This is a genomic window from Duganella sp. 1411, from assembly GCF_017833525.1.
GTDB lineage: Bacteria > Pseudomonadota > Gammaproteobacteria > Burkholderiales > Burkholderiaceae_D > Rugamonas.
Genome location: NZ_JAFICD010000011.1, coordinates 42,540 through 66,956, shown reverse-complemented (window position 1 = coordinate 66,956; position 24,417 = coordinate 42,540). Strand labels below are relative to the sequence as shown.

Here is a 24,417-nt window from a genome sequence, read left to right as displayed (position 1 = left end):
GTATCCTTAGAAGTGCATGCCGGGCGACAGTTTCGCGGGCATTTCAAGTACATTGTTTTCGATCGACGCCACCGGATAGGCGCAGTAGTCGGCCGCGTAGTAGGCGCTCGGACGATGGTTGCCCGATTTGCCCACGCCGCCGAACGGCGCGGTGCTGGCCGCGCCCGTGGTCGGACGGTTCCAGTTGACGATGCCGGCGCGCGCGCGCACCTGGAAGATCTTCCACAGGTTCTCGTCGTTGGAGATCAGCGCCGACGCCAGCCCGAATTCGGTGGCGTTGGCGGCCTTGATCGCGCTGTCGAAATCGGCCACGCGGATCACCTGCAGCAACGGGCCAAACCACTCCTCGTCGGGAATGCCCTGGGCGTCGGTGACATCGACGATGCCGGCCGAGACGAAGCCGGTGTTAGCGTCCAGATGGCGCATCTCCAGCAGCAGCTTGCCGCCCTTCGAGACCATGTCCTCCTGCGCCTGCACCAGGCGTTTGGCCACCGCCGACGACACCACGGGCCCCATGAACGGCGCCGGTTCGGCATTCGAGGCGCCGATGGTCAGGCGGCTGGCCACATCGACCAGGCGCGCGACGATCGCATCGCCGGTGGTGCCGGTCGGCAGGATCAGGCGGCGCGCGCAGGTGCAACGCTGGCCGGCCGAGATGAAGGCCGACGAAATCGCCATGAAGACGGCGGCGTCGATGTCCTTGACGTCCCAAATCATCAGCGGATTGTTACCGCCCATTTCCAGCGCCAGCATCTTGCCCGGCTGGCCGCCGAACTGCTTGTGCAGCGCGGAGCCGGTCTGGCAGCTGCCGGTGAACAGCACGCCGTCGAGCAGCGGGTTCTGTCCCAGCGCGACGCCGGTATCGCGGCCGCCGTTGACCAGATTGATTACGCCTTTCGGCACGCCGGCTTGCTCCCACAGCTGCACGGTCTTGATGGCGGTGCGCGGCGCGTATTCGCTCGGCTTGAACACCACCGTGTTCCCGGCGATCAGCGCAGGCACGATATGGCCGTTCGGCAGGTGGCCGGGGAAGTTATACGGACCGAACACGCCGAAAACCCCGTGCGGACGATGGCGCAGCACCGCTTCGCCGTCGGCGACCTTGTTGTGCGACTCGCCGGTGCGCGCGCCGTACGACTGCACCGAGATATCGATCTTGTTGGCCATCGTCGCCACTTCGGTGCGCGCTTCCCACAACGGCTTGCCGACTTCCTCGGAGATCAGCAGCGCCAGCGCCTCGGCGTCCTGCTTGAGCAGATCGCGGAAGCGGGTGCAGACGGCGATGCGCTCGTCGAGCGGCGTCAGGGCCCAGGTTTCGAAGGCCTCGCGCGCGGCGGCGCAGGCTTGCGCCACGTCTTGCGGCATCGATTCATTGCTGGCCCAGGTCTGCTGGCCGTTCGATGGATCGATGGTCGACATTTCGGCGCCGCTGCCCGGCAGCCATTCGCCGTTGATGAAGTTACTCAGTGCGGTGTTCGATGCGTTGGGCAATGCGTTAAACATGGGGATTCTTCCTCAAATTGAGAGTCAGGGTGCGGACGGTGTCGCCGGCCTTGCAGCACAGGGCGTCCTGCTCCGCGACGGGCAGCTCCAGCGCGCCGTTGACGGGCGCCGACTGCGACAGGATCATGCGGAAATCGCGCAGCGTGGTGTTCGACACCAGCATCGGCTCGGGCGCCGACGCCGGCGAATCCGGCGCGCAGGCCGCGTCACGCTCGGCGACCGGGCCGATTTCGGCCAGTGTGCTGTCGCGCATGGCGCGCAGTTCCGACACGCGCGCCTGCAGCACCGGACCGGCGTCGAAGATGTCGATGTAGCCCTCGAAGTACAGGCCTTCCTGCTCCAGCAGGCGGCGCGCCGGCGCGGTCGAGGTGTGGACCTTGCCGATCACCTGGCGCGCGTCCTCCGGCAGGTAGGCCACGTACAGCGGCTGGCGCGGCATCAGCTCGGCGATGAAGGATTTCTTGCCGACGGCGGTCAGGTCGTCGACATGGTCGAAATCCATCTTGAAGAAATGCCGCCCCAGCCCCTCGTAGAACGGCGAGCGGCCGCTCTCCTCCTGGTAGCCGCGCATTTCGGCGATCAGCTTTTCGGTGAACAGGTGCGGGAACTGCGCGATGAACAGGAAGCGGCTCTTCGACAGCAGCTTGCCGTTGTTGCCGGTGCGGTAGTCCGGGTGCAGGAACAGCGAACACAGTTCGGTGCTGCCGGTCAGGTCGTTCGACAGGTACAGCGTTTCCATGCGGGTGAACACATCGAGCTCGCGGCTCGAGTGCACCAGGGTGCCGATGCGATAGTTATAAAACGGTTCGTTGAGCCCGACCGCGCCCTTGATCGCGCACACGCCGGCCAGGCGGCCGGTGTCGGTATCCTCCATCACGAACATATAGTCGCGCTTTTCGGGCGGGATGGTTTCGGCGAACGAGGCGACGGCGATCGCCACGCGGTCGCCCATCATCTTCATGTCCGGCTTGAGGGTGGTCATGCCGCTGCCGACCTGCGTGGCCATCACGTACAGGGCGTCGAGGTCGTCGGCTTTGATTGCGCGTACTACTAGCATAGGTTGTCCACTCTTAGATTCTGACGCAGATGACGGTGTCGCCATCGGCGACTTGCAGCGCTTCCAGCACATCGGCCGGCAGCGCTGCGGTGACTTGCGATTCCAGCGACGCGCAATGCGTGATCACGGCGCGGAAGTTATGCTCGGCGCCCGACGACACGGCGTAGCGCACCCGCGGCTCGCGGCCACGGTCGGGCGTTTCGGGCGCCACGCTCACGCGGCGCTGCAGCGCGCCGCTGAAGGTGCGCAGCGAATTCTTGTGCGCCTGCAGGATCGGGCCGCCGTCGAAGATGTCGATGTAGTCGTCGGCCTCGAAGCCCTCGGCCGTCAACAGATTGAACGCCAGCTCGCCCGACGGATGGATCTGGCCCATGGCCGCCTGCGCGTCGCCCGGCAGCAGCGGCACGTAGACCGGATAGTGCGGCATCAGCTCGACGATCAGGGTACGGTTGCGGGCGCCGCCGATCACCCGTTCGGCGTCGAGGAAATCCATCTGGAAGAACTTGCGGCCCAGCGCGTCCCAGAACGGCGAGCCGCCGTCGCCGTCGGTCACGCCGGCCAGCGGCACGAAGAAGCGGTCGGAGAAGCGGTGCGGCGCCAGCACGGCGAACATCAGCCGCGCGCGCGACAGCAGGGCCGCCTCCGGCGTGCCGTATTCGCGCTGGCCGACGTAAAAACTGGACAGCTGCGAGTAGCCGGTCAGCTCCGAGCACAGCGTCAGCGCGTGCACGCTGTGGCTGATATTGAGGTCGCGCGACACCTGCTGGATCACGTCGTTGCGGAACGAGAAATAGGTGCCGTTGGAGCCGGCGGCGGCGAAGATGGCGGCGGTGCCGGCGATGGTTTTATCGGCCAACGACTCAAGCACCAGCAGGTACGCCTCCTCGCTCGGGATGTCCACGTGCGCGGCGAACGACGCGATCGAGCGCTCGATCATGGCGAGGATTTTCTCGCGCGTCTTCGGTAGGGTATGCACTCCCGGCATGGGCACCGCGGCCAGCGCCTCGAGGGCGGCGATATCCGCAAGTTCGACCGGACGGACTACATACATGGGAACTCCTTGGTGAATCAACGCAAACGCATACGGACCCGGTGCATCGGAATGCGCCGGGTCCCGAATGAAAAGCGGCGGACCAGGTCCGCCGCGGGTGCTGCTCTTAGGCCGCGGCGATCATGCCGTCCAGCGACAGGCGCAGGATGCGGTCGACTTCGGCGATCTGGGCGTCGGAGACGATCAGCGCCGGCGCCAGGCGCACCACGTCCATGCCCGCGATCAGCACCATCAGGCCGTTGGCTTCGGCGGCCTTCTGGATGTCCTTCGAACGGCCTTTCCAGGCGTCGGTGACGACCAGGCCAAGCAGCAGGCCGGCGCCGCGCACCTGCGTAAACACCTGCGGGTAGTCGGCGATCAGCTTTTCCATCGTGCCGCGCAGCTTGGCGCCGGCTTCCTTGACACGCGCCAGGAAGGCCGGCTGGTTGATCGTCTCGAGCACCGTCAGCGCCACCGTCGCCGCCAGCGGGTTGCCGCCGTAGGTGGTGCCGTGCGAGCCCACGCCCAGCGTCTTGGCCAGTTCGTGGGTGGTCAGCATGGCGCCGATCGGATAGCCGTTGCCCAGCGCCTTGGCCGACGTCAGCACGTCGGGCGTGATGCCGTAGGTCATGTAGTGGAACAGGTCGCCGGTGCGGCCCATGCCGCATTGGACTTCGTCGAAGATCAGCAGCGCGCCGGTCTTGGTGCACAGGTCGCGCAGCTCCTGCAGGTAGGCCTGGTCGGCCGGGACCACGCCGCCCTCGCCTTGCAGCGGCTCGACGATCACGGCGCAGACGTCGTCGCCGATGGCGGCGCGCGCCGCTTCGATATCGTTATAGACGATATGGTCGATCGACGGCGGCAGCGGCTCGAAGCCTTCGGTGTACTTCGACTGGCCGCCGACCGACACGGTGAACAGGGTGCGGCCGTGGAACGACTGGTAGCACGAGATGATGCGCGACTTGTGCGGGCCGAACTTGGCGTGCGCGTATTTGCGCGCCAGCTTCAGCGCCGCCTCGTTGGCTTCGGCGCCGGAGTTGCAGAAGAACGCGCGCTCGGCGAAGGTCGCCTCGGTCAGCGCCAGGCCCAGACGCAGCACCGGCTCGTTGGTGTAGCCGTTACCGAGGTGCCACAAGGTGTTGGCCTGGCGGGTCAGCGCCTCGACCACGATCGGGTTGCAGTGGCCCAGCGCGGCCACGGCGATGCCGGACGTGAAATCCAGATAGTGCTTGCCATTCTGGTCCCACAGGTCCAGGCCAGCTCCTCGGACCGGAACCATCGCCGCGGGTGCATAGGTCGGCACCAGGACTTCGTCAAAGGTCTGACGAGTCACGGGACGGGTGGTTACGGTCGTATCTAGCTTGGCGTTCATGGCATTTCCTCATCCAATGTTAGTGGGGCGGCCAGCAGAAGTTTGCTGACGTTGCGCCATTATAGACAGGACGGCAAACCGCCTCTTTCGAATACGCGACAGGCATTTTCAAAATCGCCACGGGCGCGCCGTGGTTTTTATGGCAACACGCAGATATTTCGTTGACATTGACTTAACTACCATGTTATTTTTTATTTAACGTGCTGGAAACGCTTCCAACCCTGTGGATGCGGTCCGCAGCGCCGCACCATGGGACATGGCCTATGCTCGCACCGCGTACACACCGCCCCCTCAGCCCCGACGCCGACGGCGCCCGCGCGCCGTGGCGGCCGCGCGGCGCGCGGACCGCCCCATCCCAGCGCAGCCGCCACGCGCAGCGATGACCCGGCACACGCCCCTGCTCGAGCGCGGTTTTTGGTCGGTGACCTGGCCGATCCTGTTCGACGTCTCGCTGGGCATGATCCTCACCTTCACCGACTTCCTGTTTCTCGGACGCATCTCGGACGGCGCCGCGGCGGCGATCGGCGGCATCCTGCCGGTCCTGCTGCTGGCCGAAGCGCTGTACTTTCCGCTCGGCCAGGGCTGCACCGGCGTGGTCGGCCGCCAGCTCGGCGCCGGCCGCGGCGACGCGCTGGGCCCCACCTATGGCGTGTGCATGCTGCTGGCCGGCGCGCTGGGCGCGCTGCTGGCGCTGGCCGTGGCCGCCGTGCACGCGCACATCGGCGCCTGGCTGGGCTACGCGCCGGCGCTGCGGGCGCACGCCGCCGACTACCTGCTGGCGGGCGCGGCCGGCTTGCTGTTCCTCACCATGTACCGCGTCATGGCCAGCCTGATGCGCTGCCACGGCCATACCCGCTGGGCCATGGCCGGCGCCCTGGGCGTGCTGCTGCTCAACCTGGCGCTGAACCTGCTGTTCGCGCGCGGCCTGGGCATCGACGCGCTGGGCCTGAACCGGGTGCAGGGCGTGGCGCTGGCCACCACCAGCGCCAGCTGCGCCGGCATGTGCTGGATGCTGTACGGCGCGTTCACCCGGCTGCCGGTGCGGCCGCGCTTGCCGGCCTCGCCGGCGGCCGCGCGCGAACTGGCCCGGCCCATCCTGCGGATCGCCGCGCCGGCGGCGCTCGAACCGCTCAACTTCAACCTGAGCCAGATCGCGGTGATGACGATGATCATCCCGTTCGGCACGCTGGCGCTGTCGGCCCGCAGCTACGTGCAGGCCAGCCTGACCGTGGTGGTGGTGGTCGAACTGGCGATCGCCATCGGCACCCAGATCTTCATCGCGCACATGGCCGGGGCGCGCCAATTCGACCAGGCCAACCGCCTGGTGCACCGTAACATCGCGCAAGCCTGGGCGCTGGGCGCGCTGCTCAACCTGGGCCTGGTCCTGGGCGCCGCGCAGGCGCTGTCGCTGTTCACGCGCGACCCGCGCATCGTCGCCATGGCGCTGCCGCTGCTGCTCATCAGCCTGTTCTGGGAGCCGGCCAAGGCGGTCAACCTGGTGATCGGCTTTTCGCTGCGCGCCGCCGGCGACGCCAAATTCTCCAGCTACACCGGCATCAGCCTGTGGCTGCTGGCCTGCCCGCTGGCCTACCTGCTGGGCGTGCGGCTGGGCTGGGGCCTGACCGGCGTCTGGGCCGCGCTGGCCATCGACGAGGCCGTGCGCGCGCTGCTGCACTACCGGCGCTGGCGGGGCCGGCGCTGGCGCGCGGGCCATGCCGAGCCGGCCGCCGCCGGCAAGCCCGCCTTCCTCCAACCGACCGTCCAGAAAGGGTGACCATGTCGATATTTTCCGCAGCCGAACGGGAGGCCTGGGAGCGCGACGGCTTTATTGTGCTGCGCCAGGCCGTGCCCAAGGAGATGGCCGACGCCGTGCTCGACGCCATGTGGGAATTCCTCGCCATGGACCGCCACGACCCGGCCGGCTGGTACGACTGGCCGGCCTGGCACCGGCCGCGCTCGGGCATGGTGCAGCTGTTCCACCACCAGAGCATGTGGGACGTGCGCCAGCACCCACGCCTCCACGCCGCCTTCGCCGAGCTGTACGGCACCGAGCGGCTGCTGGTCAGCCTCGACCGCCTGAACATGAATCCACCGGCGCAGCCGCACGACGATTACCAGGGCAATATCCACTGGGACATCGATCCGCTGGCCTGGCCGCTGCCGCTGGCCGTCGGCGGCGTGCTGTGCCTGGCCGACACCAGCGCCGACCAGGGCGGCTTCCAGTGCGTGCCCGGCAGCCACCGGCGCGTGGCGCAGATCGTTGCCGAGATTCCGCCCGGCAGGCCGGTCCGCCTGCCCGCCGTGCCGGCCAGCGAAATCGTCCAGGTGCCCGGCAACGCGGGCGACCTGATCATCTGGAACGTCGGCCTGCTGCACAGCAGTTCGCGCAACCGCACCGAGCGCCCGCGCGTGGCCCAGTACGTCACGATGATGCCGGCCGACTCGGTCCCGGAAGCGGACCGGCGGGCGCGCATCGAACACTGGCGCCACAACGCGCCGCCGTTCAACGAACAAGGTTTTGCCGCCGATCCGCGCGGGATCGAGCAGGCCAAGGCAGCCCCCGCGCACTTGACCGGCCTGGGCCGGCGCCTGCTGGGCGTCGACGCCTGGGACTGAATCGTGACCGCCCCCCGACCTGAGAGGAGTTCGAATTGAACAGCGCGCCGCACACCTACTGGATACCGACCAACCGCGACGCCGCCGTGCCGGTGCGTTCCTACCTGAACGAGATCGACTACTGGTTCCGGCTCACCGGCGAGTCGGTTCCGCTGTTCCTGCTCGACTCGGGCGACGCCGGCGTCGAGCGCGACAACGCCGGCCACATCGCGCAGGCGCGCGCGGCCTATCCGCACCTGGCGCTCCACCACGTCACGCTGGAGCGCCAGCAGGCGGCGGTGCGCGAATTGCTGCGCCTGGCCGATTACCCGCCGAGCCTGCTCGACTGGATCGCGCCGCGCGGCAGCAATTACGGCGCCGTCATGAACAAGATTTCGCTGTTCGCCGCCGCGCTGGGGTCGGGCGTGATCCACCGGCGCGATTCCGACACCCGGCTGCAGGAGAACTGCCCCTATCCGCTCGAGTTCGAGATGCAGAGCCTGGGCGGCCAGGGCCGGCGGCCCTACATCGCCGGCAGCGGCTACGTGGGCGAATGGAACCTCGACCTCAAGCCTTTCCTGCAGGTGTCGCCCGAGCTGTTCTCGCGCTTCTGGTCGAACATGGGGGTCGACCCGTCGCTGCATCAATCGATCTACGACTGGGTCGACGGCAACAGCCGGGCGCTGTACCGTGCCGACCAGGTCGACTACAGCAACGAACAAGGCTTCTACATGCCCGACGCCGGCAACATGGCGATCCGCCAGCTGCACCTGCTGTTTCCCAGCCTGCCGTCGAACGCCATGTCGTCCGACTATTCGGTGTTCAAGCTGGCCGGCGCCTTCGGCCTGCCGGTGGCCTACCACCAGCGCCGCGTGGTGCACGAATACCACAGCGGCCGCAAGGCCGATCCCATGCCCTACATCATGTCGCTGGTGAAGTATTGCGACCTGCGCCCCGTGTACATGGCGCTGCAGCGCCAGCTCAAGGCGCGCGCCGACCAGGGCGAACTGCATCTGGAGGGCAACTTCCAGGACGCGGCGGCGGCCGCGCTGTCGACCTTGGCGGACGCCGATCTGCCTGGGCGGCGCCAGGCGCTGGCGCGCTTCGTCGACGGCTTCATCGGCCAGCTGTATGCGGCCGAAGCCGCCGACCTGTCGAGCCGGCTCGACGAGGTGCTGGCCGGCTGCCGCCAGGATTACCGCAACCACGCGAGCCTGATGCGCGCCTGGCCGCGCCTGGTCGCCACCGCCGCCCGCGCGGGCGCGCCGCTGCGCACCATGCTGGCCGGGGAGCCCGCGCAATGAGCGCGCCGGCCGATGACCTGTTGCGGCAGGTGAATGCGTGGAACGCCACCGGGGCCGAGGTCGCCCCGCTGACCATCCAGGCGCTGTTCGGCCTGCACGTGGAACGCGACCCCGATCATCCGGCGCTGTTCTTCCAGGGCGAAACGGTCAGCTACCGCGAGCTCGACCGGCGCGCCGGGCGGGTCGCCGGGCGGCTGCGCGCGCACGGCCTCGGCAAGGAGGCGCTGGTCGGCGTGATGACCGACCGCACGCCCGACATGGTGTATGCGATGCTGGGCATCCTCAAGGCCGGCGCGGCGTACGTGCCGATCGACCCCGGCTACCCCAGCGCGCGCATCCAGTACCTGCTCGAGGACAGCCAGTGCGGCGTGCTGCTGACCGACCGCGCCCCGTCCGGCGAGCTGCGCTTCGACGGCCGGATCGAGCGCATCGGCGCGCTGGTCGCCGCCCCCGCACCGGCCGCGCCGGCCGCGGCGGACGAGGGCGGCCCGCGCGACCTGGCCTATGTGATCTACACCTCCGGCTCGACCGGACGGCCCAAGGGCGCGATGGTCGAGCACCGGGGCATCGTCAACTTCATCGGCTTCTACCGCGACAAATTCGGCATCACGCCGCGCGACCGTATCGTCCAGTTCGCCAGCATCTCGTTCGCGGCGTCGGTGTCCGAGATCTTCATGGCGCTACTGACCGGGGCCACGCTGTACCTGGTGCCCAAGCCGGTGATCCTGAACCCGCGCCAGTTCGAGGACTACCTGCTGGAGCACCGGATCAGCATCGCCACGCTGCCGCCGCACTACATCGTCGACCTCGATCCGCGCCGCAACACGCTGCGCGTGGTTATCACCGCCGGCTCGCCCGCGCAGTGGCACACGGTGGAGAAGTGGCGCCCGCACCTGACCTACTACAACGCCTACGGCACCTCGGAAACCAGCGTCGGCGTGAGCACCTTCAACGCCAGCGTGGCCGCGCGCGCCGGCGCCGCCGTGCCGATCGGCATCCCCAACAACAACACCCGCTTCTACATCCTCGATGAGCAGGGCCGGCTGGCCGCGCCGATGCAGCCGGGCGAACTGTGCGTGTCGGGCGTGTGCGTGGGCCGTGGCTACCACCGGCGGCCGGATCTGACGGAACAGAAATTCGTCGCCAACCCGTTCGAACCGGGCGAGCGCATGTACCGCACCGGCGACCTGGCGCGCTGGCACGCGGACGGCAATGTGGAAGTGCTGGGCCGCATCGACGACCAGGTCAAGATCAACGGCCACCGCATCGAGCCCGACGAGATCGCCGCGCAGCTGTTGCAGCACGAGGCGGTCGAGGACGCCGTGGTGGTGGTGCGCGACATCAACGGCGAAGCGCGCCTGTGCGCCTACTGCGTCGCCCCCACGCTCGAGCGGCTCGACCCGGTGCGCGCCTTCGTCGCCGAGCGCCTGCCCGAGTACATGCGTCCGGCCTTCCTGGTGCAGATCGACGCCGTCCCCATCAACCTCAACGGCAAGCTCGACAAGCAGGCCCTGCCCGACCCGCGCGCCGCCAGCCTGAACCGGGTGGCCTGGCAAGCGCCGCGCACGCCCGGCGAGGCCGCGCTGGCCGCCGTCTGGCGCGAGGTGCTCGGCCTGGACGCCGAGCAGTTGGGCATCCACGACAATTTCTTCCACCTGGGCGGCGATTCGGTGCGCGCCATCCAGATCGTCTCGCGGCTGTTCGCCCGGGGCCAGCTGGTGGACGTGGCCGACATCTTCCAGTTCCCGACCGTCGCCGCGCTGGCGCCGCTGGTATCGGCACGCGCGCCGATAACGGACGCGGCGGCATCCCCGGACACGCCGGCGCTGACGGCGGAACAGGAAAGCCAGTTGCTGGCGGAGGTGGCCGCGCGCTTCGGGACGGCGCCCGATTTGGCGGTCGAGGCGGCCTACCCGCTGTCGCCACTGCAGTACGGCATGTACGTCGACCACTTCGGACCGGACCCGGCCGCCTACTTCGTGCAGGGCGAGTTCCATGCCGACGGCGACCTGGAGCCGGCGCTGTTCGAGGCCGCCGTGGGCGACCTGGTGGCGCGCCACGAGATCTTGCGCGCCGTGTTCACGCACCGTGGGCTGGAGCAGCCGCTGCAAGTGATCGTGGCCGGCCTGCAGCCCGACTACGCCTACCGCGACCTGTCGGACCAGCCGGACCAGGACGGCTGGCTGGACGGCTGGATGGCGCTCGACGCACTGCACGGCCTGCGCCTGGAGCGGCACAACGCGGTACGCTTCCGCCTGTTCAAACTGGCGCCGCAACGGTTCCGGGTCTACATTTGCTTCCACCACATCATCATGGATGGCTGGTGCATCGGCGTGATCTGGGATGAACTGCGCGCGGCCTACCGGGCCCGCGCCGCCGGCGACGCCCCCGCCCCGGCCGCGCCCGGCTACGGACGCTACATCGCTTGGCTGGGCCGGCAGGACCAGGGCGCCGCGCTGGCGTATTGGCAACAAACGCTGGCCGCATACGCCGCCCCCGCCAGCCTGGCCGCGAAGCTGCCCGCCGGCCAGGCGCCGGGCGCTTTCCACACCTTGCCGTGGCGCGTGGACCCCGCGCTCGCGCTCGAACTCGGCGCGCTGTGCAAACGTTATCAGCTGACCCTCAACAGCGTGTTCAAGGGGCTGTGGGCGATCCTGCTGCAACGCCACACGGGCAGCGCCGACGTGGTGTTCGGCGAAGTGGCGGCCGGCCGTCCACCGCACCTGGAGCACGCCAACGCCATGCTCGGCCTGTTCATCAACACGCTGCCGGTGCGCGTGCGCAGCGCTCCCGACGACGACCTGGTGCGGCTGCTGCGCGCGGTCCAGGCGGGCACCTTGGCGGCCCAGAAGCACCAGCACGTGTCGCTGGCCGAAATCCAGTCGGCCTCGCCGTTGCGCGGTGGCCTGCTGGACCATTTGCTGGTGTTCGAGAACTTCCCCGACCTCGGCGACGGCGACGCGGCCGCCACCGGCTGGACGGTAGGCGCCGGCCGCGTGCGCGACCGCACCCACTACCCGTTGACGGTGACGGTGCTGCCGCGCGACGGCATCACGGTCGAATTCCTGTTCGACCAGAACCGCTACGCGCCGGCGACGGTCGCGCGCCTGGCGCGCCAGCTCGACACGCTGCTGCGCCAGGCCGTGGCCCATCCGCTGGGGGCGGTCGCCGCGATGAATCCATTCGCCGGCGAGGACGAAGACGCGCCGGCGCTGCGGGGCGCGACGGTAGACCGGCCCGCGCTCGGCATCCACCAGCTGTTCGAGCAACAGGCGGCGGCCGAACCCGACCGCGTCGCCGTGCATCTGTGCCCGCCGTGCGACCCCGCCAGCCAACCCGCCCCGGCCGGCCGCCGCCTGACCGCCGCCACGCTGAGCTACCGCTCGCTGAACGCGCACGCCAACAAAATGGCGCACCATCTGGCGTCCGCCGGCGTGGGCCCGGGCGCGCGCGTCGCCATCTTGCTGGACCGCTCGCCGGAGTTCATCGTCAGCCTGCTGGCGGTGCTCAAGGCCGGCGCCGCCTACGTGCCGATCGACCACAGCTATCCGGCGGCGCGGATCCGGCGCATCCTCGACGTGGCCGCCCCGGCCGTGGTCATCAGCCGCGACGCCCAACTGTCCTTGTTGGGCGAACGCGCCAACGTGCTGAACCTGGACCGCTGCTGGCACGCGATCCAGGACGCCCCGGCCGACAATCCGGCCTTGCCTTGCGGACCCGGCGACCTGGCGCAGGTGCTGTTCACCTCCGGCACCACGGGCCAGCCGAAGGGCGTGATGCTGGCGCAAGGCGGCCTGGTCAACCACGCGCTGTTCCTGCAAGAGCAACTGACGCTGACGGCGGACGACAGCGTGCTGCAGTTCGCCGCGCTGGGATTCGACGCGCTCAACGAGGAAATCTTCCCCGCGCTGATCACCGGCGCGCGCGTGGTGCTGCGCGCGCCGGACCTGCTCGACCGCTTCGAGCATCTGCAGCAGACCATCGCGCGCGAGCGCATTGCCATCCTCGACCTGCCCACCTCGTACTGGAATCACTGGGTCGACACGCTGGCCGACGGCCACTTCGATCCGGCCGACGCGGCCAGCCTGCGCCACGTGATCGTCGGCGGCGAGGCGATCTCGCCCAAACACGTGGCGCAGTGGCAGCGGCGCTGGCCCGGCGTCGGCGTGGTCAATTCCTACGGGCCGACCGAGACCACGGTGATTTCGACCTGGTATCCGGTGCCGCCATTGGCGCCGGACCAGGCGCGCATTCCGCTCGGCCGGCCGATCAGCAACACCCGCCTGCACATCCTCGACGCCGAACAACGGCCGCTGGGCGCGGGCCGCGCGGGGGAATTGTGGATCAGCGGCGCCGGCCTGGCGCTGGGCTACCTGCACGACGACGCCCTCAGCGCCGAGCGCTTTGTTGATTTCCCCACGCCGGCCGGCGGCGAGCGCCGGTACCGCACCGGCGACTGGGTCGAACTCGACGAACAAGGCGCATTGCATTACCTCGGCCGCATGGACCACCAGGTCAAGCTACGCGGGGTGCGCATCGAGCTGGACGAGGTGCGGCAAGCGCTGCTGGCGCACCCGGGCGTGCGGCAGGCGCTGGTCCGCGTCGAGCCGCACGACGGCGACGCCCGGCTGGCCGCCTACGTCCAGCTGTCGGCGCCGCTAGAGGCGCCGGCCCTGCGCCGCTACCTGCGCGAACGCTTGCCGGCGCAGTTCGTACCGAACCAGCTGCGGCTGGTGCGGCACTGGCCGCTGACCGGCAACGGCAAGATCGACCAGGACCGCCTCGGCGAATGCAGCGAAGCGATGCCGGCCGGGAAAGTGGACGCCGGCCTGACGCCGCTGCAACAGCGCCTGTGCGCGATCTGGGCGTCGGTGCTGGACGCGCCGGTCACCGATGTCGAGCAATCGTTCTTCGAGCTGGGCGGCCACTCGCTGCAGGTGGTGCGGCTGCTGGCGCGGATGCGCCAGGAACTGGCGGTCGAGGTCTCGATGGCCGGCTTCTCGCGCCACGCCAGCGTGGCGCGGCTGGCGCGGCACATCGAGGACGGCGCGCGCGGCGGCTCGGGCGTGGTGCGGCTGACGGCGCCGAAGGGCGGCGAGGACGGCCCGCCCCTGTTCGTCATCCATCCGATCGGCGGCGGCGTGTTTTGCTATGCCCACCTGGCGGCGGCGCTGCAGGGGCAACGCGCGGTGTACGGGCTGCAATCGGCCGGGCTGGACGGCGCCCGCGCGCCGGCCGGCGGCGTGCCCGCCATGGCCGCCGCGTATCTGGCGGCGATCGCCGAGATCGCGCCACACGGGCCTTACTGCCTGGCCGGCTGGTCCATGGGCGGCCAGATCGCCCACGAGATGGCGTGCCAGCTGCGCCGGCGCGGCGAGCCGGTGCGCTCGCTGGTGCTGATCGACAGCTGGCACCCGTCGCTGATCCCGGCCAGCGCCGACCCGCTGGCGGACTTCGTCGGCGACCTGCTGGCGTCGGGCGGCCACGAGCGCTCGCGGCCGGCGCCGGAAGGGGTGGACGCGGCGGCCGGCGTGCAGGCCTGGCATGCCTTGCTGAGCGGGCGCGGCCTGATCCCGGCGGAATTGACGGCCGAACGCTTCGCGACGCTGTTCGCGGTCTACCGCGACAACCTGCACGCCATGCTGGCGCACACGGTCGGCCACTACGACGGCGAGGCGCTGTTGCTGCAGGCCGGGCAACCACCCGCCGGCCGCGCGGCCGTCCACGGGCTGGGCTGGGAGGCGGCGGTCGCGCGGCTCCAGGTCCAGCGCGTCGACGGCGACCACTACACCCAGATGGGCGCGGCCAACGCGCGCGCCATCGCCGCCCGCCTCGGCTTCGGCTTCGGCTTCGGCCTGGACCATTCGGCGCTTCCCTCTTCCACGCAATGAAAGCGGACCCCATGACACTGCAATGTTCGGTCATCCTGCCCTACTATGAAAACCGCGAGCCGCTGCTGCACACGCTCGAATCGCTGGGGCGGCAATCGCTGGCGCGCGAGCGCTTCGAGGTTCTGGTGGTCGACGACGGCTCGTCCGACGCCCAGCTCGGCGCGCTGCTGGACGGGCGCGACTTCGGCTACGAACTGCGCTACTTATGGTATCCGCACAACCGCGGCGCCGGCCACGCGCGCAACGCCGGCCTGGCGCGGGCGCGCGGCGAGATCGTGCTGTTCCTCGACAGCGACCAGGTGTTCGCGCCCGACTTCCTGGAACAGCACGTGCGCTTCTTCGCGCACGTGCCCGAGGACCAGGCGGTGCTGCAAATCGGCTTGCGCAACGACATCGCGCCGACGCCGGCGGCCATCGCCGACCCCGCCGCCAACGTCAGCTACGCCGATCCGCGCTTCGCCGTGTTCGAGTGGTACTCGGAAAACCTGCAGACGCTGCAGGGCGCCTGGCACCTGGGGTTCTCGCACAATTTCTCGATCCGCCGGCGCGATCTCGACGGCTGCGGCGGCTTCAACGACGCCGCCTTCCGCGGCTGGGGCCTGGAGGACTGCGAGTTCGTCTACCGGCTGGCGCAACACGGCGTCAAGCTGGCCTACAATCCCAACGTGCTGGCCTACCACCTGACCCATCCCGTGTCGTGGAACAGCGACGAGGGCTATCTGTCGTGGAACCGCAACCTGGAGGCGTTCGCCGCGCTGCATCCCGAGCCGGCGGTCCATGCGCAAGGGATCTTCCGCGACTTTTTCGATCCCCAGCGGCGCCAGCGACGCCTGCTGGCGGGCGACAAGCGTCCGTGGCTGAGCTGCTACCGGCGCTTCGAGCACGCGCTGCGCGCCATCGCCGGCGTGCCCGCCACGCATGCGGGCGCGCGCCGCTTCGTCAAGGACATCGGCCTGGAGGCGCTGCGCCAACAGCTGGCCGACGATCCCGGCGTGGAGCTGGTGGCGCTGGTGCCGAAGCACCGGCTGGACCTGATTTGCCACGTGCAGCTGCATCCGGAAGGCAAGCGCGTGATGTTGTTCACCCATTGACCTTAACTTATTACAACCCGGCGTGCGAACGCCACCCACCAAGGAAGACATCGTATGTTTCAAAACAAAAAAATCACCCTGGGCGCCTTTGCCATGGCGGCGGCACTGATGGCGGCGCAGGCGCACGCCAGCGAGGCCACGCTCAAGGACGGCAAGCTGGCGATCGACACGCTGCCGTTCGCGCTCGAAACGCAGCTCGACCTGGGTGCGGCCAGCGTCAAGGACAAGGCGCTGGTGTTGCAGGCCAAGAAGGGCACCGACCTGTACGCCAACACCGACGGCACCGAGGTGGCTGACAAGACGCCGCGCGTGCTGTTCCAGCCGACGGGCGACTTCATCTTCTCGGCCAAGGTCAAGGCCGGCGTCAACCATCCGTTCAACGGCGCCGCGCTGATCGTCTACGGCGACCGGACCAACTGGGCCAAGCTGCTGTTCGAGTTCGCCAAGACCGGCGCGGCCGGCATCTCGAGCACCGTGGCCAAGGGCGTCGGCGACGACGCCCACCACGGCGTGCGGCCGGGCGACGCGGTCTACCTGAAGGTGGTGCGGCGCAAGGACATGTTCGTGTTCTACACCTCGCCGGACGGCAATGCCTGGAGCATGGTGCGCAGCTTCGGCCTGCCCGGGGCGGCCAGCGTCAAGGTCGGCTTCTCGTCGCAATCGCCGGACGGCGACGGCTTCAGCGCGCAGTTCTCCGACATCAAGTTCAGGAGCGCCACGTTCAAGGATTTCTGGCAAGGGGAGTAAGCGGCGGCCCGGCTAGCCCGGCCGGTTGGCCAGCTTGCGCTGGCGCTCCTCGCGCGGCGTGTTGCCGAACAGCGCGCCGAACGCGGTCGAAAAATGCGAGCCGGACGAGAAGCCGCACATCAGTCCGACCTGGACGATCGAGTGGTTGGTCTCGAGCAGCAGCTGGCGCGCGCGTTGCAGCCTGAGCTCCAGGTAGTAGCGCGACGGCAGGCTGCTCAGGTATTGCTTGAACAGGCGCTCGAGCTGGCGCCGCGACAGGCCGACCAGGTTGGCGATGTCGTCGGTCGACAGCGGTTCCTCGATATTGGTTTCCATCAAGGTGACCGCCTCCGACAGACGCGGCTGCAGGGCGCCGAAGCGGGCCTGCAGCGCCACCCGCTGGCGCTCCTCGTGGCCGCGCACGCGCTCGACGCACAAGCCCTCCTTGATGGCGGCCTGAACCGTCGCGCCGAACAGGCACTCGATCAGGGTCAGCGCGAAGTCGATGCTGGCGGCGCCGCCGCAGCAGCTCAGGTGGCGCCCATCGAGCTCGAACAGGTGCGGGGTCAGGATCGCGCGCTCGTTGATGTGTTCGGTGTCGGCGTACAGCGCCCACGGCAGCGCGATGCGCACGCCCGCCATCAGGCCGGCCTCGGCCAGCCACAGCACGCCGGCGCCGACCCCGCCCCAGTAATCGGCCGCGCGGCAGCGCTCGATGACGGCGCGGCCCTGCGCGGCCGCCATCGCCGCCTGGTTCTCGTCGGCCACCAGCAGCGCCAGATGGTGGTGCGCCGGCGGCGCCAGCAGCAGTTGCGCCGGGGTCATCGTTTCAAGGTGCAAGGCGTCCTTGCCGAGGATGGTCGCGGCCAGCCGCAGCGGCTGCGCCAGGCCGGCCCAGGTGATGGCGTCGGCCTCGCCCGCGTTCACCAGCAGCACGCGCAGCGGCCGCTGCTGGGCGAGCCGGGATAGATTAGCGAAGGACATCGGGCATCGTGGTCGGGTTTGGGGGCTACTCGGGCGCCAGCGCGGCGGCCGGACGCTCGGTGCTCCACTGGCTGACTATCATACCGGAGATCAACAGCATGGCGCCGAGCAGGCCGTTCCACGCCAAGGTCTCGCCCAGCCAGAAATAGGCGAAGATCGCCGCGCAGCCCGGCTCGAAGGCGTAGATCACGGCCGCCTCGTTGGCGCTGCTGTGGCTCTGGCCCCAGGTTTGCAGCGAGATGATGGCCGCCGTCGCCACCACGCCCAGGTAGACGATGTTGGGCGCGTACGTCGTCAGCCCGGCGCCGATGTAGCCGAGGTAGTTGGGCAGGTCCTCGGCCCGCTCGGCCGCGCCCAGCGGCACCTCGCGCAGCAGCAGCCACAGCGCCGAGCACGCGGCCACCGTGACGATCTGCGACGCCGTCAGCACCATCAGCTTGTCGACCTTGCGCGTGGTCGACGCCATCAGCACCACGTACAGGCCGAAGCACAGCGCGCACAGCAGCGCCAGGGTGTCGCCGCGGCCCCAGACGAAGCCGCCCTCCCAGCACAGCGCGAACAGGCCGGCCAGCGCCAGCACCAGCGCGACGACGATGCGCCGCTCCAATATTTTCCCCATCAACACGCCGACCAGCGGCGGCACCAGCACGTTCAGGCCGGTGACGAAGGCGTTGCGGTTGGAGGTGGTCAGCGCCAGCCCCTCGATCTGGAACACGTAGCACAGAAACAACACCACGCCGGCCAGCACGCCCCAGCGCGCATCGTTCCAGCGGGCGCGCCACAGGAAGGGCAGCAGCAACAGGCTAGCGATGGTGAAGCGGCTCAGCACGATCCAGCTGGCCGACAAGGTGCCCGTCATGTCCTTCATCGCCGGAAACGTCGTGCCCCAGACCAGGGTCACGACCAGCAAGGCGGCGACACCGCGCATGTGTTGAGGCATGGTTTTTTTGTTATCGATGTAGTTGTCAATTCCAGAGGCGCATAGTGTACCCGTCCGGGCCGCAAATTGCGAACCGGCTATAATCACATGCTATGGGTGAACGATATCTGAAAAGTATCCGGTTGCTGGCCGAGTGCATGCAGGGCTTTGAACGGCTCTCGAGCGAACAGGCGCGCCAGAGCGGCTTGACGCATCCCCAGTTCGACATCATCGCCACGCTGGGCAACACGCCCGGCATGTCGTACAAGGAACTGGGCGAGAAGACGCTCATCACCAAGGGCACGCTGACCGGCGTGATCGAACGGTTGGAGCAGAAAGGGCTGGTCGAACGTCAGCGCAACGACTGCGACAAGCGTTCTTTCTTCGTCCGCCTGACGGCCGACGGCGAGGCGACCTTCCATGCCGCCTTCCCCAAGGTGATGGCGATGGGCAGGCAGCTGTTTGCGGACTACCGCGAGGAAGATCTCGCGGCCCTTGAAAAAAACCTGTCCAAGCTCAAAACTGTGATCATGGCCAGCGGCGCCGGATGCCCGTCCACCCCCGACTCAACCAAGGAAAACATTTGAAAACGACTCTGCTCGAAGGCAAGAAGCCACCCAAATTCGACAAACACATCATCGGCAACCTGTTGCTCGACGTCGCCACGCCGGACGAGGTGCGCCAGGAAAAGCTGCTGATCGGCGTGCGCAACGATGACGGCGAGATCTATCGCCTGATCGGCGCCACCAAGCACAACAGCTTCATGAACGCGATCGAGGAGCTGTTCGACCTCGGCCTGACTGACGAGCTGCAGGACAGCGACGAGATCCGCGAAGGCTGCGACGCCATCTTCAGCGAGCAGTAATCCGGCCCGCGCGGCGGCGGGTGTGGCTGCGCTGAAAAGTATTTTCCCAAAAAGTGCCCTGCGGCAATATTCAGGGGTATAATTTTTGGGATGGACAGACTCGACGCCTTCAAAGCCGTGGCCGCTCAGGCGAGCCGGGGGGAGCTGACGTTCCCCGCCAACGTCAACGCCTCGCTGCGGCTGCAGCAGGCGCTGAGCGATCCGGACTGCCATGTCGAGGCGGCCGCCAAGCTGATCCAGGCCGACCCGTTGCTGGCCGCGCGCAGCGTCGCCATCGCCAACTCGGTCGCCTACAACCGTTCCGGCACTGAAATCTCCAGCGTGCGCGCGGCCGTCCAGCGGCTTGGCGTGCGCACCCTGCAATCGCTGGTCGCGGCGCTGATCGTGCGCCAGATCGGCAGCCAGATCACCGAGCCCGTCCTCAAGGACAAAGTCAATCAATTATGGGAACACACGGCGCACGTGGCCGCGCTGTCGCAGGTGATCGCGCGCCGCGTCACGCATGTCGATCCCGACACGGCGCTGTTCGCCGGCATCGTGCACGAGGTGGCCGGGTTCTACATGCTGTCGTGCGCGGCCGAGTATCCGGACGTCATGAGCGGCGAGCCCGAGGATTGGGTCGAGCATGGCGAGGTCGAGATCGGCCGCGGCGTGCTGACCAAGCTGGGCGTGCCGGAGGGCGTGTACAAATCGATCGAGGCGATGTGGGTGGGGCTGCGCGCGCTGCCGCCGGAAACCCTGGGCGACACGCTGCTGTTGGCCAATGATTTATCGCCGGTGCATTCGCCGCTGTACCAACGGCCCGGCGCTACCACCTTGCAAGGCGCGCGCACCATCGATTTCGTCGTCGGCGAAGGCACCTTGCACGCCATCATGACCGAATCGGCGCACGAGGTGCGATCGCTGTACGCGGTGTTGATGCTGTAACACGGTGGAAAACCGCGCCCCCGACGGTGCCTGGCGGATTACGCTACGCTAATCCGCCCTACGTGATTCCGAATGCCCCGCACGTCCCCGGCCGCCGCCCGCGTATCCGCCACGGCGTAGACCTGACCCCGAGGCGGGACCGACGCTCCGCCACGGAGACACGTAGGGCGGATTAGCCGGCACGGCGTAATCCGCCATCGCCGAGCCGCCACCAACACCCCTTAAAGCCGAGCCCATGTAGTAATGTTAGACTTGACCCCACGGAGTTGGAGCAAAAAAAAGCCCGCTTGGTAGCGGGCAAAGTCCAAAACTAGGGATCTCCTCCAGAGGAGACAGGTCAAGAATACCCCGCCCTATGCCGCCGGCTCTGTGCGCCATTTCACATAGCAGGCACATTTCATCACCACACCGGCTCGGTGTTCTTCCAGACGTCGAGCTCGCGCACCCGCTGGTACCACGCCATGATGTGCCGGTATTGCGCGATCGGCAGCTTGGCTTGGTCGGCGTACATCAGCGGCGGCGCCAGCGCGAAATCGGCCAGGCTGAGCTTGTCGCCGACCAGCCATTGCCGCTCCGCCAGGTGGCCATCCAGCACTGTGGCGAACTGCGCCAGCTGGACCCCGGCCCGGGCCACGACGTCCGCGTCCGGCCCGCCCTGGCCGATCAGGCCCTTCCAGATGTGCTCGAACGTGAACGTGCCGATCGCCGGCGACCAGTGCTGGCACGCCCACATCATCCAGCGGTTGATGTCGGCCCGCGTCAGGATGTTGTCGGGATACAGCGTCTGCCCGTGCGTGCGGTCGGCCAGGTATTGCATGATGGCGCACGATTCCCACAGCGTGAACTCGCCGTCCTGCAGCACCGGCAGCTTGCAGTTGGGATTGATCTCGGCCAGGCGGCGCCGGTCCTCCGGATTCATCAGGTTGACGTCGGTCAGGTCCAGCGGCGTGCCCATGTATTCGGCGGCCAGCATCACGCGGCGCGAGTTGGACGAAATCGAGTGGTGGTAGAGTCGCATGGCATTGCTCCGATGAGTTGTGAGGACTTCATCGTACGGCCACCCCGCGACAGTTTTTGTCAGGAGTCTTCCGGGATCGCGTGTTCCTGCCGCCACGTGCGCAGCAGGTCGTGGCGGCGCGCCGGGTAGCGCTGCCCCGTCGTCTCGGCCGCGGCGATGCGGTCGATGCGGAAGTGGCGGAACGCCATGCGCAGTTCGCACCACGCCGCCAGCAGCCGGCTGCCCTCGAAGAACGCCAGCGCGAACGGCCACACCATGCGCTCGGAGGCGGCGCCCTTCTCGTCGCGGTAGTCCAGCCGCAGCCGGTGCTGGTAGCGGATCGCTTCGCGCACCGGCCGCACGTGGACGTCGCCCGCTTCGCCACGCTTGCTCCCCAGCGGCACCCACAGGCTGGTTTCGGCCATGTCGTCGCGCAGGTCCCGGGGCGTGGCCGTGGCGATCTTGGCCAGCGCGCTGGTGGCGGCGGCGGCCAGGCCGTCGTCGCCCTGCCGGCGCACCCAGCGCGCGCCCAGCACCAGCGCCTCCAGTTCGTCGGCGTTGAACATCAGCGGCGGCAGGAAGCTGCCGGCTTTCAGCATGTAACCGACGCCGGCCTCGCCCGCCAGCGGCGCGCCCAGGCTCGACAGGGTCTGGATGTCGCGGTAGATCGTGCGTTCGGATACGCCCAGCTGTTCGGCCAGGCGGGCGGCGGTGACGGGACGGCGGTAGCCGCGCATCGCGTCCATCAGCAAAAAAAGTCGGCCGGATCGGCTCATGGTGGTTTAGTCGTGGTCGAGCAGGAAGTTGCGCCGGGGCGCGTCCAGTGCGGGGTTGTCGGTGGCCGTTTCATCCTTGAGCGCGACGCCGGACAACTGCCGTTTGCGCGCCTCGGACAGCAAATAGTGAAGCTTGAACGCTGCGTCGTCGTAGGTCAAGCCCGCCGGGCGCACATTCGAGATGCAATTGCGCGCGGCGTCGGTCAGGCCGACCTTCGGCGCCCACGTCAGGTACAGGCCCATGCTGTCCGGCGAGCTCAGGCCCGGGCGCTCGCCGATCAGCACCACCACGGCGCGCGCGCCCAGCAGCTCGCCGATCTCGTCGCCGACCGCCACCCGGCCCTGGGCGACGATGGCCGGCGGCGCCAGGGTCCAGCCGTCAGCCGCCAGGCGCGCCGTCAGGATCTTGAGGAAGGGGACGGCGTTTTGCTCGATCGCCAGCGCCGACAGGCCGTCTGCGACGACGATCGCCAGGTCGTGGCCGCCCGGTTCGGCCGCGCGCCGCGCCAGCAGCGCCTGGCGCGAGGCGTCGTCGAGCCGGCGGCCCAGGTCGGGCCGTTGCAGATAGATGTCGCGGCTGGCCGCGGCACTGTGCAGCGCCACGCCGCGCAGGCCGCAGCCGGCCAGCAGCGCCTCGCCCAGCGCGGCCTGGTCCAGCGCCAGGTGGACGGCGTCGCGGGCGCGCGCGTGCGCCAGCTGGAACGCCAGCTGCGGCGCCGTCGGCTGGCTGACGCCGCTGCGCCCCAGCGCGATGCGCGCGGCCGTGAAGCGCCGCAGCGCTTGCCAGGGGTTGGCGGTGACCACGCCGTCGGCGCTTGCCGGCACCGGCTGGCCGACCACGATGTTGTTTTCGGCTTCATCCATAGATATCCCGTGCCTCAGGTCAACTTAGGTCAACTTAGGTCAAACCGGCCAGCGCGCGCTGGAACGCCGCCGGCATGGCGTCGCCCAGGGTGGCGCGTTGGTCGGCGGTGAAGATGCGCATCGCCTTGAGCCAGGCGTCGAATTCCGGCGCCGTCCCCAGCCCCAGCACGCGGCGCGCGTACAGCGCGTCGTGGAACGAGGTGGTTTGATAGTTGAGCATGATGTCGTCCGAGCCGGGGATGCCCATGACGAAGGTGCAGCCGGCCGCGCCCAGCAGGGTCAGCAGCATGTCCATGTCGTCCTGGTCGGCCTCGGCGTGGTTGGTGTAGCAGACGTCGCAGCCCATCGGCAGGCCCAGCAGTTTGGCGCAGAAGTGGTCCTCCAGCCCGGCGCGGATGATCTGCTTGCCGTCGTACAGGTATTCCGGGCCGATGAAGCCGACCACCGAGTTCACCAGCAGCGGCTGGAACTTGCGCGCCACCGCGTAGGCGCGCGTTTCGCAGGTTTGCTGGTCGACGCCGTGGTGGGCGTTGGCCGACAGCGCGCTGCCCTGCCCCGTCTCGAAATACATGACGTTGTCGCCGACGGTGCCGCGCCCCAGCGACAGCGCCGCCTGGCGCGCCTCGTCGAGCAGCGCGAGGTGGATGCCGAAGCTGGCGTTGGCCGCCTCGGTGCCGGCGATCGACTGGAACACCAGGTCGACCGGCGCGCCGCGCTCAATGGCGGCGATGGTGTTGGTGACGTGGGTCAGCACGCACGATTGCGTGGGGATGCCGTAGCGGGCGATGATCTCGTCGAGCATGGTGACGATCTTGATCACCTGCGGCACGTTGTCGGTGGCCGGGTTGATGCCGATGACGGCGTCGCCGCTGCCGTACAGCAGGCCGTCGAGCACGCTGGCGGCGATGCCGGTGGCGTCGTCGGTCGGGTGGTTCGGTTGCAGCCGGGTGGCCATGCGGCCTTCCAGGCCGATGGTGTTGCGGAAGCGCGTGACGACGCGGCATTTTTTCGCCACCAGGATCAGGTCCTGGATGCGCATGATCTTGCTGACGGCCGCCGCCATCTCGGGCGTGACGCCGGGCGCGACGGCGGCCAGCGCCGCTTCGTCGGCCGTGTCGCCCAGCAGCCAGTTGCGGAAGTCGCCCACGGTCAGGTGGGCGATGCGGGCGAAGGCGGCCTGGTCGTGGTCGTCGATGATCAGGCGGGTCACCTCGTCGTGCTCGTAGGGGATCACCAGTTCGTTCAGGAACAGCGTCAGCGGCAGCTCGGCCAGCGCCATCTGCGCGGCCACGCGTTCCTCGGCGCTGGCGGCGGCCAGCCCGGCCAGGTGGTCGCCCGAGCGCGCCGGCGTGGCCTTCGCCATCAGGTCCTTGAGGTCGCGGAACTGGTAGGTCTTGCTGCCCACCGTGTGCGAGAAGCTGCTCATGTTGTCTCCGATGCTATCGCCTATGCCTCGTTAACACGTAGGGCGGATTAGGCGGAACGCCGTAATCGGCCATCGATGCGCCGTCGGCGG

At 68.7% G+C, this 24,417-nt stretch carries 19 protein-coding genes; 9 read left to right on the top strand and 10 right to left on the bottom strand.

Going from position 1 to position 24,417, the window contains the following annotated elements; all coding sequences use genetic code 11:
* Window positions 1-6: 6 nt before the first annotated feature.
* The 4 genes from astD to JOD97_RS31765 form a co-directional block, all read right to left on the bottom strand.
* Complete coding sequence (astD, locus tag JOD97_RS31780) at window positions 7-1,503, bottom strand: succinylglutamate-semialdehyde dehydrogenase (RefSeq protein WP_209726818.1); 1,497 nt, start codon at window positions 1,501-1,503, stop codon at window positions 7-9.
* The gene (astA, locus tag JOD97_RS31775; RefSeq protein ID WP_209726817.1) at window positions 1,496-2,560 is read right to left on the bottom strand and encodes an arginine N-succinyltransferase; all 1,065 of its coding nucleotides are present in this window, start codon (window positions 2,558-2,560) and stop codon (window positions 1,496-1,498) included. The genes astD and astA overlap by 8 nt, the downstream gene beginning before the upstream one ends.
* Window positions 2,561-2,573: 13 nt before the next feature.
* Window positions 2,574-3,611, bottom strand: coding sequence for an arginine N-succinyltransferase (locus JOD97_RS31770; RefSeq protein ID WP_209726816.1), 1,038 nt, complete (start codon window positions 3,609-3,611; stop codon window positions 2,574-2,576).
* Window positions 3,612-3,717: 106 nt separating this feature from the next.
* Complete coding sequence (locus tag JOD97_RS31765; RefSeq protein ID WP_209726815.1) at window positions 3,718-4,962, bottom strand: acetylornithine/succinyldiaminopimelate transaminase; 1,245 nt, start codon at window positions 4,960-4,962, stop codon at window positions 3,718-3,720.
* 379 nt (window positions 4,963-5,341) lie between these two features.
* Here JOD97_RS31765 and JOD97_RS31760 point away from each other — a divergent pair, with 379 nt between their 5' ends.
* The 6 genes from JOD97_RS31760 to JOD97_RS31735 are packed head-to-tail and all read left to right on the top strand — an operon-like array spanning window position 5,342 to window position 16,590.
* Window positions 5,342-6,736: an MATE family efflux transporter gene (locus JOD97_RS31760; protein WP_209726814.1), complete on the top strand. Its 1,395-nt coding sequence runs from the start codon at window positions 5,342-5,344 to the stop codon at window positions 6,734-6,736.
* A 2-nt stretch (window positions 6,737-6,738) separates the two neighbouring features.
* On the top strand, window positions 6,739-7,578 hold the full coding sequence (locus JOD97_RS31755) for a phytanoyl-CoA dioxygenase family protein (RefSeq protein WP_209726813.1): 840 nt from the start codon (window positions 6,739-6,741) through the stop codon (window positions 7,576-7,578).
* A gap of 35 nt (window positions 7,579-7,613) precedes the next feature.
* Complete coding sequence (locus JOD97_RS31750; RefSeq protein WP_209726812.1) at window positions 7,614-8,861, top strand: DUF6271 family protein; 1,248 nt, start codon at window positions 7,614-7,616, stop codon at window positions 8,859-8,861.
* Window positions 8,858-14,752, top strand: coding sequence for a non-ribosomal peptide synthetase (locus JOD97_RS31745; RefSeq protein WP_209726811.1), 5,895 nt, complete (start codon window positions 8,858-8,860; stop codon window positions 14,750-14,752). The genes JOD97_RS31750 and JOD97_RS31745 overlap by 4 nt, the downstream gene beginning before the upstream one ends.
* An 11-nt stretch (window positions 14,753-14,763) precedes the next feature.
* A complete protein-coding gene (locus JOD97_RS31740) occupies window positions 14,764-15,843 on the top strand; it encodes a glycosyltransferase family 2 protein (RefSeq protein ID WP_209726810.1) in 1,080 nt (359 codons plus the stop codon).
* 54 nt (window positions 15,844-15,897) lie between these two features.
* On the top strand, window positions 15,898-16,590 hold the full coding sequence (locus tag JOD97_RS31735) for a DUF1349 domain-containing protein (protein ID WP_209726809.1): 693 nt from the start codon (window positions 15,898-15,900) through the stop codon (window positions 16,588-16,590).
* A gap of 12 nt (window positions 16,591-16,602) precedes the next feature.
* Here the strand turns inward: JOD97_RS31735 and JOD97_RS31730 are convergent, their stop codons facing one another.
* Complete coding sequence (locus JOD97_RS31730) at window positions 16,603-17,553, bottom strand: GlxA family transcriptional regulator (protein ID WP_209726808.1); 951 nt, start codon at window positions 17,551-17,553, stop codon at window positions 16,603-16,605.
* Window positions 17,554-17,578: 25 nt separating this feature from the next.
* Window positions 17,579-18,493, bottom strand: a complete 915-nt coding sequence (locus JOD97_RS31725) for a DMT family transporter (protein ID WP_209726807.1) — start codon at window positions 18,491-18,493, stop codon at window positions 17,579-17,581.
* Between the two features lie 92 nt (window positions 18,494-18,585).
* Here JOD97_RS31725 and JOD97_RS31720 point away from each other — a divergent pair, with 92 nt between their 5' ends.
* The 3 genes from JOD97_RS31720 to JOD97_RS31710 all read left to right on the top strand — a co-directional run bounded on the left by JOD97_RS31720 (window position 18,586) and on the right by JOD97_RS31710 (window position 20,264).
* Window positions 18,586-19,059 (top strand): MarR family winged helix-turn-helix transcriptional regulator, encoded by a 474-nt coding sequence (locus tag JOD97_RS31720; protein ID WP_209726806.1) that lies wholly within the window; start codon window positions 18,586-18,588, stop codon window positions 19,057-19,059.
* The gene (locus JOD97_RS31715) at window positions 19,056-19,337 is read left to right on the top strand and encodes a hypothetical protein (protein WP_209726805.1); all 282 of its coding nucleotides are present in this window, start codon (window positions 19,056-19,058) and stop codon (window positions 19,335-19,337) included. Before JOD97_RS31720 ends, JOD97_RS31715 begins: the two co-directional genes overlap by 4 nt.
* A 90-nt stretch (window positions 19,338-19,427) precedes the next feature.
* On the top strand, window positions 19,428-20,264 hold the full coding sequence (locus tag JOD97_RS31710; protein WP_209726804.1) for an HDOD domain-containing protein: 837 nt from the start codon (window positions 19,428-19,430) through the stop codon (window positions 20,262-20,264).
* A 400-nt stretch (window positions 20,265-20,664) separates the two neighbouring features.
* Here JOD97_RS31710 and JOD97_RS31705 read toward each other — a convergent pair whose 3' ends face one another.
* From JOD97_RS31705 to JOD97_RS31690, 4 genes are read right to left on the bottom strand one after another with little or no spacing between them, the layout of a single operon-like run.
* Window positions 20,665-21,282, bottom strand: a complete 618-nt coding sequence (locus JOD97_RS31705) for a glutathione S-transferase family protein (protein ID WP_209726803.1) — start codon at window positions 21,280-21,282, stop codon at window positions 20,665-20,667.
* A 59-nt stretch (window positions 21,283-21,341) separates the two neighbouring features.
* Window positions 21,342-22,037, bottom strand: coding sequence for a YafY family protein (locus JOD97_RS31700; RefSeq protein WP_209726802.1), 696 nt, complete (start codon window positions 22,035-22,037; stop codon window positions 21,342-21,344).
* Window positions 22,038-22,043: 6 nt separating this feature from the next.
* Entirely contained in the window at window positions 22,044-22,901 is an 858-nt protein-coding gene (eutC, locus tag JOD97_RS31695) for an ethanolamine ammonia-lyase subunit EutC (protein WP_209726801.1), read from the bottom strand.
* A gap of 34 nt (window positions 22,902-22,935) precedes the next feature.
* Window positions 22,936-24,327 carry an ethanolamine ammonia-lyase subunit EutB gene (locus JOD97_RS31690; protein ID WP_209726800.1) on the bottom strand — a complete coding sequence of 464 codons (1,392 nt, stop codon included), beginning with the start codon at window positions 24,325-24,327 and terminating at the stop codon, window positions 22,936-22,938.
* Window positions 24,328-24,417 lie beyond the last annotated feature (90 nt).